Source organism: Pseudomonas sp. 1D4 (genome assembly GCF_001728925.1).
In the GTDB taxonomy this organism is placed as follows: domain Bacteria; phylum Pseudomonadota; class Gammaproteobacteria; order Pseudomonadales; family Pseudomonadaceae; genus Metapseudomonas; species Metapseudomonas otitidis.
In genome coordinates, this window is sequence record NZ_LXJQ01000002.1 from 104,147 (window position 1) to 119,208 (window position 15,062).

The window sequence follows — 15,062 nt, forward strand, 5'->3', positions numbered from 1 at the left end:
TCCTTCCTTTCTAGTTGTATCGCCTACTGCAAAACTCAGAAATTGCCCTGGATCCAGCGTTTGAAGCGTTCCAGGACAGGTGCCTTCGGTTCGTCGCTGAAGCTGTTCCCCACGGAGAAGGACAGGCCATCGGACTGCTTCTGCAGGCCGTACATCAGCAAGCCCACGCTCGTGGAGTAGATCGGGTTGCGCACCACGTCGCTCAGCCCCTTGACGCTATGCGGCACGCCCAGGCGCACCGGCATGTGGAAAATTTCTTCGGCCAGTTCGACCGCCCCTTCCATTTTCGCCGTACCGCCGGTCAACACGATGCCGGCGGGAATCAGGTCCTCGTAGCCGCTGCGACGCAGCTCGGCCTGGATCAGGGTGAACAGCTCGTCATAGCGCGGCTCGACCACCTCGGCCAGGGCCTGGCGAGACAGTTCACGCGGCGGCCGATCGCCCACACTTGGGACCTTGATGGTCTCGCCGGCACCGGCCAGCTTGGCCAATGCGCAGGCGTAACGGATCTTGATCTCTTCGGCGTACTGGGTCGGCGTGCGCAGGGCCATGGCGATGTCGTTGGTCACCTGGTCGCCGGCGATCGGGATCACCGCCGTGTGGCGGATCGCGCCCTCGGTGAAGATCGCGATGTCGGTGGTGCCGCCGCCGATGTCCACCAGACACACGCCCAGCTCCTTCTCATCGTCGGTCAGCACCGAATAAGCCGACGCAAGCTGCTCGAGGATGATGTCGTCCACTTCGAGGCCGCAGCGACGGACGCATTTCTCGATGTTCTGCGCCGCATTCACCGCACAGGTCACCACGTGCACCTTGGCCTCCAGACGCACGCCGGACATGCCCAGGGGCTCGCGCACACCTTCCTGGTTATCGATCACATAGTCCTGCGCCAAGGTGTGCAGCACCCGCTGGTCGGCAGGGATGGCCACGGCCTGGGCAGCGTCCAGCACGCGCTCGATGTCCGCCGGGCTGACTTCGCGATCACGGATCGCGACGATGCCGTGGGAGTTCAGGCTGCGGATATGGTTACCCGCCACGCCGACGAAGGCGGAGTGGATACGGCAGCCCGCCATCATCTGGGCTTCCTCGACCGCGCGCTGGATCGATTGCACGGTGGACTCGATGTTCACCACCACGCCTTTCTTCAGCCCGCGGGACGGATGGGTCCCGATGCCCACGATTTCCAGCTGCCCGTCGGCCGCGATCTCGCCCACCAGCGCCACCACCTTGGAGGTACCGATATCCAGGCCGACGATCATCTTGCCGCTCTGCACGCTTGCCATGTTCCTAACCTTCTCCTCAATTCGCGCGACTGGCCACAGCCGCTGCGGGGGCCTCGACCGGCGTGCGCCACGCTACCGCCAGCCCGTTGGGGTAACGCAGGTCGACACGCTCGATGTTGGCGATCTGATCTTTCAGCGTCTTGTCGTAGATCGAGATGAACCGACGCATCTTTTCCACAAGGTGATCCCTACCCAGCAGTATCTCCACGCCCTGCCCCGTCGACAGGAACCAGCTCCCACGTTCACGAAGCTCCAGCCGAGCGATGGAAAAACCCAGCGGGCGAAGCATCTGGCTGAGCATCTGGTATTGCTGCATCACCTGTTCCTGGGCCCGCTGTGGCCCCCACAGCTGAGGCAATTGTTCGTAATGGGCCAACTCACGCGGGGTGAACGCCTGGCCCTTGTTGTTCAGCAACGCCTCGTCACCCCAACGGGCGATGGGCAGTTGCTCGTCGAGCCGGATCATCACTTGATCCGGCCACACCCGACGTACTTCGGCGTGTGCGATCCAGGGCATCTGCTCCAGCTCGCGGCGCATGCCGGCGAGATCGATGCTGAAGAAGCTCGCCGCGATGTAAGGCGCGATCCGCTGCTGCACCGCCTGCTGGCTGATGTAACTGAGATCACCCTGCACGCTGACCTTGGCAATCGGCCGATCCGCATAAGGCAACAGCCGTTGTGCCCCCTCGTAGGCACCAACACCCAGCACTACCAGCATCACCGGCCAGGTCAGCCGGCGCAGGAAGCCGAAGCTCGGCTTGGGCAGCCGGACGCTCAGCGGTTCCTTCGCCACCAACCGGCTGGCACCCCGCGGCACGTCCTTGCGCTGAGGCGCACGGACGGGGCCGGGTTGCGGGTGACGGAGGGAGGCGCCACGCATGGTCTTAACCCCTTGCCTCGACGCTATCGGCGAGGACAGCCAGCACCAGTTGCTGGTAATCCAGGCCTACGGCGCGTGCCGCCATCGGCACCAGGCTGTGGTCGGTCATGCCAGGCACGGTGTTGACTTCCAGCAGCCAGAAACGCCCCTCGGCATCCTGCATCACATCGGCACGGGCCCATCCCTGAGTACCCACGGCCTCACAGGCACGGGCAGTCAGAACCTTGAGCTCGGCCTCCTTCTCGGCGTCCAGCCCACAGGGGATCTGGTAGCGGGTGTCACTGGCCAGGTACTTGGCCTCGTAGTCATAGAAGGTATGCGGGGTGCCCAGCCGGATGGGTGGCAGCACCTCGCCACGCAGCATGGCGACGGTGAACTCGGGGCCGTGGATCCATTGCTCCACCAGCACCTGAGGGTCATAACGGCTGGCGTCACGCCAGGCATTCACCAGCGCGTCGACGTCTTCCACCTTGGCCATGCCGATACTCGAACCTTCATGGGCCGGTTTGACGATCAACGGGAAGCCCAGTTCCCTCGCAGCGCGCTCACAATCCTCAGCACTTGCCAGCACGGCGTGACGCGGCGTGGGCAGGCCAAGGCTGTGCCAGACCTGCTTGGTGCGCAGCTTGTCCATCGCCAGTGCTGATGCCAATACACCACTGCCGGTATACGGAATACCCAGGCATTCCAGCAGGCCCTGCATACTGCCATCCTCGCCGCCCCGCCCATGTAGGACGATGAACGCACGATCGATGCGCTCGCTCGACAGGCGTTGCAGGAAGTCGTCGCCAACATCGATCCCGAAGGCGTCTACACCCGCCGACAGCAAGGCCTCCAGCACCATGGAGCCAGACTTCAGGGACACTTCGCGCTCTGCGCTGCGGCCCCCGTAGAGCACCGCTACACGGCCGAACGCGCTCGGCGGAACGGTGGATTTCAGATGGTCAGTCATGCGTCCTTCCTCGCGGCGCCCGCATCGCCGGCACCACTGAACAGCGGGCTCTGAATCAATTGGGGGGCCAGTGCACCGATATCGCCGGCCCCCTGGCAAAGCAGGATGTCGCCGGGCCGCAGCAGTGGCTTGACCAACGGCGCCAGATCGACACCGCGCTCGATGTAGATCGGGTCGAGCTGGCCGCGCTGACGAATGCTGTGGCACAGCTGACGGCTGTCGGCACCGGGAATCGGCTCTTCGCCCGCCGGATAGACCTCCATCAGAAGCAGCACGTTGGACTCGCCCAGCACCTGCACGAAGTCGTCGTAGAGGTCCCGGGTGCGGCTGTAGCGGTGCGGCTGGTAGACCATGACCAAGCGACGCTCCGGCCAACCACCACGGACGGCCTTGATCACCGCGGCGACCTCGCGAGGATGATGGCCGTAGTCATCGACCAGCATCACGCTGCCGCCCTCGACCTGCAGCTCACCGTAGACCTGGAAGCGGCGGCCGACGCCCTGAAAGCCCGAGAGGCCCTGGACGATGGCGGCATCGTCGATGCCTTCGTCGGTGGCGATGGCGATGGTGGCCAGCGCATTGAGCACGTTGTGGTTGCCGGGCATGTTCACGGACACCTCCAGCGGCTCGCGGTCACGGCGCAGCACGGTGAACCAGGTGCGCATGCCCTCCTGGCGCACGTTGATAGCGCGCAGGTCGGCATCTTCGGAGAAGCCGTAGGTCACGGTCGGGCGCGCGACCTGGGGCAGGATTTCGCGAACCACCGGATCGTCCACACACATCACCGCCAGTCCGTAGAACGGCAGGTTGTGCAGGAACTCGACGAAGGTCTTCTTCAGCTTGTTGAAGTCGCCGCCGTAGGTACTCATGTGGTCGGCGTCGATATTGGTCACCACGGCCACCATCGGCTGCAGGTGCAGGAAGCTGGCATCGCTCTCGTCGGCTTCGGCCACCAGGTAGCGGCTGGTACCCAACTGGGCGTTGGTGCCGGCGGCATTCAGGCGCCCACCGATGACGAATGTCGGGTCCAGGCCACCGGCGGCGAAGACGGAGGCGATCAGGCTGGTGGTGGTGGTCTTGCCGTGAGTGCCGGCAACGGCGATGCCGTGGCGATAGCGCATCAGCTCGGCGAGCATCTCGGCACGCGGCACCACCGGAATGCGGCGCTCCAAGGCGACGGCCACCTCGGGGTTGGCCTTGTTCACGGCACTGGACACCACCAGCACATCGGCGTTTTCGGCATTCTCGGCACGGTGGCCGATGAATATCTGGGCGCCGAAGCTCTCCAGGCGCGCGGTAACAGCCGAGGCCTTCAGGTCGGAGCCGGAAACCTGGTAGCCCAGGTTCAGCAGCACTTCGGCGATGCCACACATGCCCACGCCGCCAATGCCCACAAAATGGATACGGCGGATGCGGCGCATTTCCGGCTGAGGTACGGCCTTCTGGCTCTCAACCATGGGCCACCTCCAGGCAGATATCGACCACGGTGCGGGTAGCAGCGGGCTTGGCCAGACGGCGAGCAGTGTCGCCCATGGCCTTGAGTCGTTCGGGTTGCATCAGTACCTCGGTCAACCGCGCGGCCAGGGTCGCCGCGTCGGTGGCATGTTGCGGCAGAAGGAAGGCTGCGCCCTCCTTCGCCAGGTAATCGGCATTGCGCGACTGATGGTCGTCGATCGCATGGGGCAACGGCACCAGGAATGAGGGCAGCCCGGCAGCAGCCAACTCACTGACCGTCAGCGCACCAGAGCGGCACACCACCATGTCCGCCCAGGCGTAGGCCCGGGCCATGTCCTTGATGAAGGGGCCAACCTCGGCCTCCACCCCCGCCGCGCGATAACGCTCGGCGGTAACTTGATCGTGATTCTTACCGGCCTGGTGAAACACCTGCGGGCGAATATCCGCCGACACAAGGGCCAAGGCCTCCGGCAACAATTTGTTCAGCGGCTCGGCACCCAGGCTCCCGCCCAGCACCAGCAGACGTGGCTGACGGCCTTCCAGCGCATCACGCGGAGTCTCCAGAAACAGCTCTTCACGCACCGGGTTCCCAGTGGTGCGGCGTTTGCTGCTGGCCGCGAAGGTATTGGGGAACGCCTCGCAGATACGCTTCGCAAAAGGCGCCAGGCTGCGGTTGGCCGTACCCGCCACTGCGTTCTGCTCGTGGATCACCAGAGGTACACCCGCGAGGCGCGCCGCCAGGCCGCCGGGGCCCGTCACGTAGCCGCCCATGCCCAGCACGCACACCGGTTTGAGCTCACGCACCACACGGCGAGCCTGGAATAGCGAGCGCAACAGCTCGAAAGGCGCCTTGAGCAGAGACTTAAGTCCTTTGCCGCGGAGGCCGCTTATATGAATCAGGTGGAGCGGCAAGCCGGCCTGGGGAACCAGTTCGTTCTCGATGCCACGGGGCGTACCCAGCCAGTGCACGCTGTAACCACGCGCCTGGAATTCGCGGGCACAGGCCAGCGCCGGAAAGACGTGTCCGCCGGTGCCGCCGGCCATGATGAGCACATTGCCGGTCATGTGCGCACCTCCTCTTCTGCGAAGTCGCTCTCGTCGAACTCCACGTCTTCATTACCCAGGTAGGTCCTGCGCTCCCACTCGATCCGGAGCAGCAGGCCCATACAGACGCAGCAGATCACCAGAGAGCTACCGCCATAGCTGAGGAACGGCAGCGTGAGGCCCTTGGTGGGCAGCAGGCCGACGTTCACGCCGATGTTGATGAGCACCTGGCCAATCCATTGGAACGCCAGGCCGTAAGCCACATAGGCCGAAAAATACTGCCGGGCCTTCTCCGCCCAGAGTCCGATATAGAGGGCCCGCACACTGACGAACACGAACAGAGCGACCGTAGCCAGTGCCCCGACCATGCCCAGTTCCTCGGCCAGTACGGCGAACACGAAGTCGGTATGGGCTTCCGGCAGGTAGAACTGCTTCTGAATGCTGTTGCCCAGGCCAACGCCGAACCATTCACCACGACCGAAGGCGATCAATGCCTGGCTCAATTGGTAACCGGCACCGTACTGGTCGGCCCAGGGGTCGATGAAGTTGGTCAGGCGCTGCATCCGATAGCTCTGGCTGGTCATCACCAGCACGCCGGCTCCCAGTACGGCAACGACAAGTGGGATGAAGCGCACCAGGTTGATGCCGCCGAGGAACAGCATGGCAATGCAGGAGCCGACCAACACCACAGTAGCCCCGAAGTCCGGCTCGGCCAGCAGCAGCACGGCCATGGGACCGAGCACCAGCATGGGCTTGATGAAGCCGGTGAGTTTGGAGCGCACCTCGTCCTGCCGGCGCACCAGGTAGCCGGCGATGAACATAACGGTGAACAGCTTGGCCAGTTCAGACGGCTGCAGGTTGAACAGACCAAAGCCGATCCAACGCTTGGCCCCGTTCACCTCGCGACCGATACCTGGCAACAGCACCATGATCAGCAGCACGAAGGCCAGCAGCATCAGCCGAGCACCGTGGCGCTGCCAGAACGCCATGGGTACCTGCAAGGTGACGAGGCAGGCCGCGCCACCGATGGTCAGGTAAATGAGATGACGAATGCTGTGATAGAGCGGGTTGCCGGACAGCGCCGAGGCCACTTCCGAAGATGCAGAGGTGACCATCACCAACCCAAGGCCGAGCAGCGCCAGACAACCCGCCAGGAGCGGGAAGTCCAGATCGATGCCGCGGTTATTGCGCAGCGGCGACTGCTGGGCGAACAGGTGGGCGAGCATCAGGACAACCCCTCCGCAGCCTGGGCGAACAGGCGCCCGCGTTCCTCGAAGTTCTTGAACATGTCGAGGCTGGCGCAGGCGGGCGACAGCAGCACTGCATCCCCCTCATGGGCCAGCTCGGCGCAACGCTGTACGGCCTCATCAAGGGTCTGAACGCGAACCAACGGCACCGCATTGCCCAGGGCGGCGGCGATCAGCTCGGCATCGCGCCCCAGCAGGACCACGGCTCGGCAGTAGCGTGCAACCGGTGCGGTGAGGCCGGAGAAGTCGGCCCCCTTGCCATCCCCGCCGGCGATCAGCACGAGCTTGCCGTCGATGTCGGCCCCCAGGCCGTCGATGGCAGCCAGGGCCGCACCGACGTTGGTGGCCTTGGAGTCGTCGTAATACGCCACGCCGCGCAGTTCGCGAACCCACTGGCAACGGTGAGCGAGGCCGGTGAACTCCCGCAGCGCAACCAGCATCGGCTCGAACGGCAGGCCGACGGCATGGCCCAGCGCCAGGGCTGCCAGGGCGTTGGCCTGGTTATGGGCGCCACGGACCTTGAGCTCACGCACCGGCATGAGCTTCTCGAACTGGTAGGCCAGGTACTTCTCGCCATCTTCCTCGATGAGGCCGAAGGCTTTGAAATCCGGCTTGTTCAGGCCAAAGCTCCAGCACGGCAGCTGGTCGGCCACCAGCGGACGGGACAATGCGTCGCCACGGTTCACCACCACCTGGCGGGCACCGCGGAAGATGCGGTGCTTGGCGAGATGATAGGCCTGCATGTCGGCGTAGCGGTCCATGTGGTCTTCGCTGACGTTGAGCACCGTGGCCACTTCGGCATTCAACCGCTCGGTGGTCTCCAACTGGAAGCTGGACAGCTCCATCACGTAGAGCTCGATGTCGTCGGCCAGCAGGTCCAGCGCCGGCGTACCGAGGTTTCCTCCCACCGCAACCCGCTTGCCGGCCGCGCGCGCCATGTCCCCAACCAGGGTAGTGACGGTGCTCTTGGCGTTGGAGCCGGTGATCGCAACGATAGGTGCCTTGGCATGGCGGGCGAACAGCTCGATGTCACCCGACAGCTTCACACCACGCTTGGCGGCTTCCTGCAGCGCCGGGGTGGCAAGGGCCAACCCGGGGCTCACGTACAGCACCTGGGCGCGGCAGAGGAACTCCACGTCCAGCTCGCCGCACCGTACTTCGACCTGCGGGAACTGGAGGCGCAGCTTCGCCAGCTCCGGCGGGTTCTCGCGGGTGTCGGCGACCGCGAACGGCACGCCCTGGCGCGCCAGGAAGCGCACCAGGGACATGCCGCTCTTGCCGAGGCCGACAACGATGCGGAAGTGGTCGGAAGCGATCAGGCTCATGCTGTCCTCAACGCAGTTTCAGGGTGGCCAGGCCGATCAGCACGAGGATCACGGTGATGATCCAGAAGCGCACGATCACGCGGGGCTCGGGCCAGCCCTTGAGTTCGAAATGGTGATGAATGGGCGCCATGCGGAACACGCGGCGGCCGGTGAGCTTGAACGAGGCCACCTGGATCATCACGGACAGGGTCTCCATGACGAACACGCCGCCCATGATGAACAGCACGACTTCCTGGCGCACGATCACAGCGATGGTGCCCAGAGCGGCACCAAGCGCCAGGGCGCCGACGTCGCCCATGAAAACCTGTGCCGGGTAAGTGTTGAACCAGAGGAAGCCCAGGCCGGCGCCCACCAGGGCGGCGCAGAACACGATCAGCTCGCCCGCGCCCGGTACATAGGGAATCAGCAGGTACTCGGCAAATTTGATGTTGCCGGAGAGGTAGCAGAAGATCCCCAGCGCACCGCCGACCATCACGGTCGGCATGATCGCCAGGCCATCCAGGCCGTCGGTGAGGTTCACCGCGTTGCTGGAGCCCACGATCACGAAGTAGGTCAGGACAATGAAGCCGACGCCCAACGGGATGCCGACGTCCTTCACCAGCGGCAGGATCAGGGTCGTCTCGGCCGGCGTGGTGGCGGTCATGTAGAGGAAGACGGCCGCTGCGATGCCGAACACCGACTGCCAGAAATACTTCCAGCGACTCGGCAGGCCACGGGAGTTCTTCTCGATCACCTTGCGGTAGTCATCCACCCAGCCAATGGCACCGAACAGCAGGGTGACAGCGAGCACCACCCAAACGTAACGATTCGACAGGTCGGCCCACAGCAGCGTGCTGATGCCGATGGCCGTGAGGATCAGCGCACCGCCCATGGTGGGCGTGCCGGATTTGGACAGGTGCGATTGCGGGCCGTCATTACGCACGGACTGGCCGATCTGGCGGATCTGCAAGGTGCGGATCATCCAGGGACCGAGCCAGAGCGACAGCGACAGGGCCGTCAGGACGCCGAGAATCCCGCGCAGGGTCAGGTACTGGAATACGCCGAACCCTTTGTAGAACTGTTGCAGGTACTCAGCGAGCAGCAGCAGCATGATTAGTGAGCCTCCCCCGTCCCGCAGAGGGCCGCGACGACCTTGTCCATCGCCGCGCTACGGGAACCTTTGATCAGAATGGTGGTGTTTGCGTCCTGCTCACCGGACAACGCTTCGACCAGACTGGTCTGGTCGATGAAATGACGGCCGCCTGGGCCAAACGCCTCGACGGCGTGACGCATCAGAGGACCCACGGCATACAGCGAACTGACCTTGCCCCGCGCGTAGAGTCCCACGTCGCGATGACCCTGTTCGGCCCATTCGCCCAGTTCACCCATGTCCCCCAGCACCAGAACGGTGCGACCGGAAAAGCCGGTGAGTATGTCAACAGCGGCCATCATCGACGCGGGGTTGGCGTTATAGCTGTCGTCGATCACCCGCATGCCACTCGTCGCCAACAGTGCAACGGTGCGGCCTTTGACCGGCTGCAGACTCTGCAGCCCCAGGCGGATGTCGACCAGAGGCACACCCAGGGCGTGGGCTGCAGCAGCGGCAGCGAGGGCATTGGCCACGTTGTGCAGACCCAGCAGGTTGAGCTGGATGTCCGCCTCGCCAGTCACGCCCGTCAGGCGGAAGCCCATGCAGCCACGGGCGTCACGCACGATGGAATCGGCCCGTACGTCAGCGCGGACATCGTTCAGGGCAAAACTCAGGACCGGGCGACCAGAGGCACGCTGGCGCCAGGTCTCGAAAGCCTTGTCGTCAAGATTGAGCACGGCGGTGCCATCACTCGCCAGACCTTCGAGGATTTCCCCCTTGGCCAGGATGATCTTCTCCGGCCCGCCGAACTCGCCAACGTGGGCGTTGCCGGCATTGTTGATGATCGCTACGTGCGGACGGGTGAGACCGACGGTGTAGGCGATCTCGCCCACACGGGAAGCGCCCAGCTCGATGACGCCGCTGCGGTGCTCGGGAGCGAGCTCCAGCAGTGTCAGTGGTGCACCGAGGTCATTGTTCAGATTGCCCCGGGTGGCCAGCACCGGCCCCTGGGTACGCAGGATGCTGGCGAGCATCTCCTTGACGGTGGTCTTGCCGCTGGAACCGGTCACCGCTGCAACACGGCCAATGAAGGCATCGCGATTGAGCGCGCCCAGTCGCCCGAGGGCCTCGCGGGTATCGGCCACCACCAACTGCGGCAGGTGAACGCCTTCGACTGCACGCTCCACCAAAGCAGCAACAGCGCCCTTGGCGGCTACGTCAGCCAGATAGTCATGACCATCGAACTTCGGCCCGGTCAGGGCGATGAACAACTGGCCGGACTCGATGCGCCGGCTATCGGTGGAGACCGAGGTGAACGTGGCGTCTTCGCCGACGAGCCGCCCCGCCAAGGGGGACTGCAGGCTGCTGAGGCGTAAGGCTTCGATCATGGGCGCTCCCAGGTGGACAAGGCGCTTTCTGCTTCAACTAGATCGGAGAAGGGCAGGCGCTCGCCCTGGATCTCCTGGTAATCCTCATGCCCCTTGCCTGCCAGCAAGACGACATCGTCGACGCCGGCCGAGGCGATGAGTTGCGCAATAGCGGTGCCCCGACCGTGCACGAACTCGACGGTGGACTGCTCGGCAAAGCCCGGGCGGATGTCATCGAAGATGCGGGCCGGGTCCTCGGTGCGCGGATTGTCGTCGGTGACCAGCACGGCATCAGCCAGACGCTCGGCTACGGCAGCCATCAGCGGACGCTTGCCACGATCACGGTCACCGCCACAGCCGAACAGGCAGAGCAGCCGCCCACGCGCGTGGGGACGCAGGGCTTCGAGCACCTTTTCAAGGGCATCAGGGGTGTGGGCGTAGTCGACTACCACCAGTGGTTTCTCACCGCCGCCCAGGCGTTGCATACGACCTTCCGGCCCTTGCAGTTCGGGCAGTACGGCCAGCACATCGCCCAGCGGATAGCCCATGCCCAACAGCGCACCGACCACGGCCAGCAAGTTGCTCAGGTTGAAGCGCCCCAGCAGCGGACTGCGCAGCAGGCCTTCTCCCTGAGGCGTGACGATCTGGGCGCGGACACCATCGTCATCGAACGAGGCTTCGCGGCAATAAAGGAAAGCTTCCGGGTCGATCTGGCTGTAGCCGATAAGGCGAGCGTCATGCTCGCGACTGGCCAGTTCACGGCCAAATGCGTCGTCCAGATTGATCACGCGGCAGCGCAAGTCCGGCCACTCGAAAAGGCGGGCCTTGGCAGCGCCGTAGGCTTCCATGGAACCGTGGTAGTCCAGATGATCGCGGGACAGGTTGGTGAATACCGCCACGTCGAACGCAAGCGCAGCCACCCTCCCCTGTTCCAGGCCATGGGACGAAACCTCCATCGCCACCGCACGGGCACCTGCCTGCTTGAGGCGGGCCAGGGTGGCCTGGACAGCGAGGGGGTCAGGCGTGGTGTGGCGGCCGCTCTCCAGCTCGCCATGGAACCCGGTGCCCAGGGTGCCAACAATGCCGCAGCGCTCGCCCAGTCGGTCCAGCGCCTGGGCCACCAACTGGCTGACGCTTGTTTTACCGTTGGTGCCGGTCACGCCGACCAAATCCAGCGCACGGCTGGGTTCGCCATAGAAACGCCCGGCAATGGCCGAAAGCTGGCCAGCAAGCCCCTTGATGGGGATCAGCTCGGCCTGGGTGGGCGCCGGCAGGCTGGGCGCAGACTCGCTTTCATAAGCCACGGCGGCCGCGCCCCGTGCGAGTGCGTCAGCGATGTGCAGACGGCCGTCGTGCTGACCGCCGGGAACAGCCAGGAACAGGTCGCCGGGCAGCACCTTACGACTGTCCAGGGTAAGTTCGCGGATCAGCGCAGCACCCTGCGCCTGAAGTAGCAGTTGGTTCAGTGGCATGGGCATCAGGTGCGCCCTCCTTTGCCGTTGGCCGCATTAGCGGTCTGTTGTTCCTCGGTGGGCAGGTTGTCCGGGGCGATGTTCATCAGTCGCAGCGCGCCGGCCATGACCCTACCGAATACGGGTGCCGATACCAGGCCGCCGAAGTAGCCGGCCTTGGTGGGCTCGTCGATCACAACCACCATCGCCAGGCGCGGGTTGGTGGACGGCCCGAAGCCCGCGAAAAGCGAGCGGTAGGCGTTCTGGGTGTAGCCTTTGGTGCCCACGCTGGCCTTGCGCGCGGTGCCGCTCTTGCCGGAGACGTGGTAGCCCGGGACCTGGGCGCGGAACACACCGCGCGGCGCCTCTACCACTTGCTGGAGCATGCCTTGCAAGGTCTTGGCGACATCGGGCGGGATGGCCTGGGAACCGGATGGCAGTCTGTCGACACGGGTCATGGACAGCGGAACAGCCAAGCCGTTGTTGGCCAGAGTGGCGTAGGCATGGACCATCTGCACCGCTGTGACCGACAGGCCGTAGCCATAAGACAGGGTCGCGGTTTCAGCCTTGCGCCACTCGCGGTGGTTGGGCAGGTTGCCGACGCGCTCGCCGGGAAAGCCGAGGCCGGTGTCCTGGCCAAGCCCGAGCCGGCGCATGGTGTCGTAGATGCTCTCGCCACCGATGTCGAAGGCGATCTTGCTCATTCCGACGTTGCTGGAATTGATGAGGATGCCGGTCAAATCGAGAATCGGACCTTCACTCCTGGACACGTCCTTGATGGTGTAGCGACCGATCTGTAGAGAGCCGGGATAAACCTCAACCTTGTCTTCCGGCTTCCAGCGGCCGGACTGCAAGGCAGCAGCCATGGAGATCGGCTTGACGGTGGAGCCCGGCTCGAACACGTCGATCATGGCGCGGTTGCGCATCGCCGCCGGCAGCAGGTTGCGGCGGTTGTTTGGGTTGTAGGTGGGCTGGTTGGCCATGGCCAGCACTTCACCGGTTTTCACGTCGACAATGACCAGGCTGCCCGCCTTGGCACCGTTCTCCACCAACGCATTGCGCAGTTCGCGGTGGGCGAGGTACTGCAGGCGCAGATCGATGGACAACGCGAGGGTCTTGCCGGGCTTGGCATTGCGGGTGACCTGGACGTCCTTGATCAGCCTGCCGCGGCGGTCCTTCAGAACCTGGCGCTTGCCGGGAACACCCGCCAGCCACTGATCGAAGGACAGTTCGACACCCTCACGGCCGCGATCATCCACGTCGGTGAAGCCGACCACATGGGCAGTGACTTCGCCAGCGGGGTAGAAACGACGAAACTCCTCAATGGCATAAACGCCCGGGAGTTTGCGATCAAGGATCATCTGCCCCTGCTCTGGCGTAAGGCCACGGGCCAGATACAGGAATTCGCGGTTGGCATTCTGCTCGATGCGCTCGGCGAAGATGCGTGGGTCCTGCCCCAACGCGCCAGCGATCGCCTGCCACTGGTCGCGAAATGCCATGAGGTCCTTGGGATTGGTCCACAGGGTAGTCACCGGGGTACTGACGGCCAGCGGCTCGCCATTGCGATCAGTAATCAGGCCGCGGTGAGCCGGAATCGGGATGTGGCGGACACTTCGCGCGTCGCCCTGCTCCTTGAGGAAGTCGTGGTCGATGACGTGCAGGTCGACTATGCGCCAAGCAATCGCGGCGACCATCACGCCAAGCAGGCCGAGGACGATCCGGAAGCGCCACGGATAGAGCGCGCCCTCCAGGTTCATCATGGGGCCACCATGCGGATTTCCGCAGGCTCGGGGATGCGCATCTTGAGCTGTTCGGTCGCCAGGGACTCGATGCGGTTATGGGCCGTCCAGGTGCTTTGCTCAAGAATCAGCCGTCCCCACTCAGCCTGGGCCTTGTCACGGACACTGAGCTCGGCATACAGCTTGTTGAGCAACTGCCGGTTCCAGTAAGCGCTGTAGGACACCGAGATAGCGGACACCAGCACGCCAACGAACAACAGCAACATGATGAAGCTGCCGCGCGGCAGGGGCTTGGAGAAAAGGCGGCTCATCGCAGCTTCTCCGCCACACGCATCACCGCGCTACGGGAGCGGGGGTTGGCCTTGAGTTCCGCCTCGGAGGCGTACTGGGGCTTGCCGAGCAGTCGCAGGCGCGGTTCGAACGCGGCCTGGCGCACGGGCAAATCGCGGGGCAGGTTGTCCGCCTCGCCCTTGACCTGGCGGCGCATGAATTGTTTAACGATGCGGTCTTCCAGCGAGTGGAAGCTGATCACAACCAAGCGACCGCCGATGGCGAGGCTGTCCAGCGCAGCCTGCAGGCCGCGCTCGAGGTCACCCAACTCGTTGTTGATGTGGATTCGGATGCCCTGGAAGGCACGGGTCGCAGGGTTTTTGCCCTTCTCCCAGGCCGGGTTGGCAGCGGCGATCACGGCCGCCAGGTCGGCGGTGCGCTCGAAGGGGCGCTCGGCACGACGCTGCACAATGGCACGAGCCATGCGGCGAGCGAAGCGCTCCTCGCCGTATTCCTTGAGCACATGGCTGATCTCATCTTCGCTCGCTGTGGCAATCCACTGCGCTGCACTCTGGCCACGCTCAGGGTCCATGCGCATGTCCAGCGGGCCATCGTTGAGGAAACTGAAGCCACGCTCAGCGTCATCCAGCTGCGGAGACGAGACTCCAAGGTCCAGCAGGACGCCGTCGATCCGACCAGCCAATCCACGCTCGGCAAGCTCTTCGCCAAGTTCGGCAAAGCTGCGCTGCACAATGACAAAGCGGCCGTCTTCGGCCGCCAGCGCTTGCCCCGTGGAGATGGCTTGGGGGTCCTTGTCAAAACCGAGAAGCCGCCCCTCGCTGCCAAGATGCCGAAGAATGAGCCGACTGTGCCCACCTCGCCCGAAGGTGCCATCGAGGTAGCAGCCGTCCACACGCACGGCGAGACTTTCAACGGCCTCGTCGAGCAGGACAGTGATGTGGCGGAAGCTGCTTTCAATG

At 64.5% G+C, this 15,062-nt stretch carries 13 protein-coding genes; all 13 read right to left on the reverse strand.

What is annotated here, in order from left to right:
• Positions 1 to 35 precede the first annotated feature (35 nt).
• From ftsA to rsmH, 13 genes are read right to left on the reverse strand one after another with little or no spacing between them, the layout of a single operon-like run.
• Positions 36 to 1,283, reverse strand: a complete 1,248-nt coding sequence (ftsA, locus tag A7D27_RS01685) for a cell division protein FtsA (protein WP_069563924.1) — start codon at positions 1,281 to 1,283, stop codon at positions 36 to 38.
• Positions 1,284 to 1,299: 16 nt separating this feature from the next.
• Positions 1,300 to 2,163, reverse strand: coding sequence for a cell division protein FtsQ/DivIB (locus A7D27_RS01690; protein ID WP_069563925.1), 864 nt, complete (start codon positions 2,161 to 2,163; stop codon positions 1,300 to 1,302).
• A gap of 4 nt (positions 2,164 to 2,167) precedes the next feature.
• Positions 2,168 to 3,115 carry a D-alanine--D-alanine ligase gene (locus A7D27_RS01695; RefSeq protein ID WP_069560125.1) on the reverse strand — a complete coding sequence of 316 codons (948 nt, stop codon included), beginning with the start codon at positions 3,113 to 3,115 and terminating at the stop codon, positions 2,168 to 2,170.
• On the reverse strand, positions 3,112 to 4,572 hold the full coding sequence (gene murC, locus A7D27_RS01700) for a UDP-N-acetylmuramate--L-alanine ligase (RefSeq protein ID WP_069560124.1): 1,461 nt from the start codon (positions 4,570 to 4,572) through the stop codon (positions 3,112 to 3,114). The genes A7D27_RS01695 and murC overlap by 4 nt, the downstream gene beginning before the upstream one ends.
• On the reverse strand, positions 4,565 to 5,635 hold the full coding sequence (gene murG / locus A7D27_RS01705; RefSeq protein ID WP_069560123.1) for an undecaprenyldiphospho-muramoylpentapeptide beta-N-acetylglucosaminyltransferase: 1,071 nt from the start codon (positions 5,633 to 5,635) through the stop codon (positions 4,565 to 4,567). Before murG ends, murC begins: the two co-directional genes overlap by 8 nt.
• Positions 5,632 to 6,840 carry a putative lipid II flippase FtsW gene (ftsW, locus tag A7D27_RS01710; RefSeq protein WP_069560122.1) on the reverse strand — a complete coding sequence of 403 codons (1,209 nt, stop codon included), beginning with the start codon at positions 6,838 to 6,840 and terminating at the stop codon, positions 5,632 to 5,634. Before ftsW ends, murG begins: the two co-directional genes overlap by 4 nt.
• Complete coding sequence (gene murD / locus A7D27_RS01715) at positions 6,840 to 8,186, reverse strand: UDP-N-acetylmuramoyl-L-alanine--D-glutamate ligase (RefSeq protein WP_069560121.1); 1,347 nt, start codon at positions 8,184 to 8,186, stop codon at positions 6,840 to 6,842. Before murD ends, ftsW begins: the two co-directional genes overlap by 1 nt.
• A gap of 7 nt (positions 8,187 to 8,193) precedes the next feature.
• On the reverse strand, positions 8,194 to 9,276 hold the full coding sequence (mraY, locus tag A7D27_RS01720; protein ID WP_044409566.1) for a phospho-N-acetylmuramoyl-pentapeptide-transferase: 1,083 nt from the start codon (positions 9,274 to 9,276) through the stop codon (positions 8,194 to 8,196).
• A gap of 2 nt (positions 9,277 to 9,278) precedes the next feature.
• Entirely contained in the window at positions 9,279 to 10,643 is a 1,365-nt protein-coding gene (murF, locus tag A7D27_RS01725) for a UDP-N-acetylmuramoyl-tripeptide--D-alanyl-D-alanine ligase (protein ID WP_069560120.1), read from the reverse strand.
• Complete coding sequence (locus tag A7D27_RS01730) at positions 10,640 to 12,100, reverse strand: UDP-N-acetylmuramoyl-L-alanyl-D-glutamate--2,6-diaminopimelate ligase (protein ID WP_069560119.1); 1,461 nt, start codon at positions 12,098 to 12,100, stop codon at positions 10,640 to 10,642. The genes murF and A7D27_RS01730 overlap by 4 nt, the downstream gene beginning before the upstream one ends.
• Positions 12,100 to 13,833 (reverse strand): penicillin-binding protein 2, encoded by a 1,734-nt coding sequence (locus A7D27_RS01735; RefSeq protein ID WP_069560118.1) that lies wholly within the window; start codon positions 13,831 to 13,833, stop codon positions 12,100 to 12,102. The genes A7D27_RS01730 and A7D27_RS01735 overlap by 1 nt, the downstream gene beginning before the upstream one ends.
• The gene (ftsL, locus tag A7D27_RS01740) at positions 13,830 to 14,123 is read right to left on the reverse strand and encodes a cell division protein FtsL (protein WP_069560117.1); all 294 of its coding nucleotides are present in this window, start codon (positions 14,121 to 14,123) and stop codon (positions 13,830 to 13,832) included. The genes A7D27_RS01735 and ftsL overlap by 4 nt, the downstream gene beginning before the upstream one ends.
• The gene (gene rsmH, locus A7D27_RS01745; protein WP_139131089.1) at positions 14,120 to 15,061 is read right to left on the reverse strand and encodes a 16S rRNA (cytosine(1402)-N(4))-methyltransferase RsmH; all 942 of its coding nucleotides are present in this window, start codon (positions 15,059 to 15,061) and stop codon (positions 14,120 to 14,122) included. The genes ftsL and rsmH overlap by 4 nt, the downstream gene beginning before the upstream one ends.
• Between the last annotated feature and the right edge of the window lies 1 nt (position 15,062).

What these genes read in the sequence shown, in the direction of transcription:
- murG (WP_069560123.1), bottom strand. Translation starts at nt 5,635, where the DNA reads ATGACCGGCAATGTGCTCATCATGGCCGGCGGCACCGGCGGACACGTC.
- A7D27_RS01735 (WP_069560118.1), bottom strand. Translation starts at nt 13,833, where the DNA reads ATGATGAACCTGGAGGGCGCGCTCTATCCGTGGCGCTTCCGGATCGTC.
- A7D27_RS01690 (WP_069563925.1), bottom strand. Translation starts at nt 2,163, where the DNA reads ATGCGTGGCGCCTCCCTCCGTCACCCGCAACCCGGCCCCGTCCGTGCG.
- ftsL (WP_069560117.1), bottom strand. Translation starts at nt 14,123, where the DNA reads ATGAGCCGCCTTTTCTCCAAGCCCCTGCCGCGCGGCAGCTTCATCATG.
- A7D27_RS01695 (WP_069560125.1), bottom strand. Translation starts at nt 3,115, where the DNA reads ATGACTGACCATCTGAAATCCACCGTTCCGCCGAGCGCGTTCGGCCGT.
- ftsA (WP_069563924.1), bottom strand. Translation starts at nt 1,283, where the DNA reads ATGGCAAGCGTGCAGAGCGGCAAGATGATCGTCGGCCTGGATATCGGT.
- murC (WP_069560124.1), bottom strand. Translation starts at nt 4,572, where the DNA reads ATGGTTGAGAGCCAGAAGGCCGTACCTCAGCCGGAAATGCGCCGCATC.
- murF (WP_069560120.1), bottom strand. Translation starts at nt 10,643, where the DNA reads ATGATCGAAGCCTTACGCCTCAGCAGCCTGCAGTCCCCCTTGGCGGGG.
- mraY (WP_044409566.1), bottom strand. Translation starts at nt 9,276, where the DNA reads ATGCTGCTGCTGCTCGCTGAGTACCTGCAACAGTTCTACAAAGGGTTC.
- murD (WP_069560121.1), bottom strand. Translation starts at nt 8,186, where the DNA reads ATGAGCCTGATCGCTTCCGACCACTTCCGCATCGTTGTCGGCCTCGGC.
- A7D27_RS01730 (WP_069560119.1), bottom strand. Translation starts at nt 12,100, where the DNA reads ATGCCCATGCCACTGAACCAACTGCTACTTCAGGCGCAGGGTGCTGCG.
- ftsW (WP_069560122.1), bottom strand. Translation starts at nt 6,840, where the DNA reads ATGCTCGCCCACCTGTTCGCCCAGCAGTCGCCGCTGCGCAATAACCGC.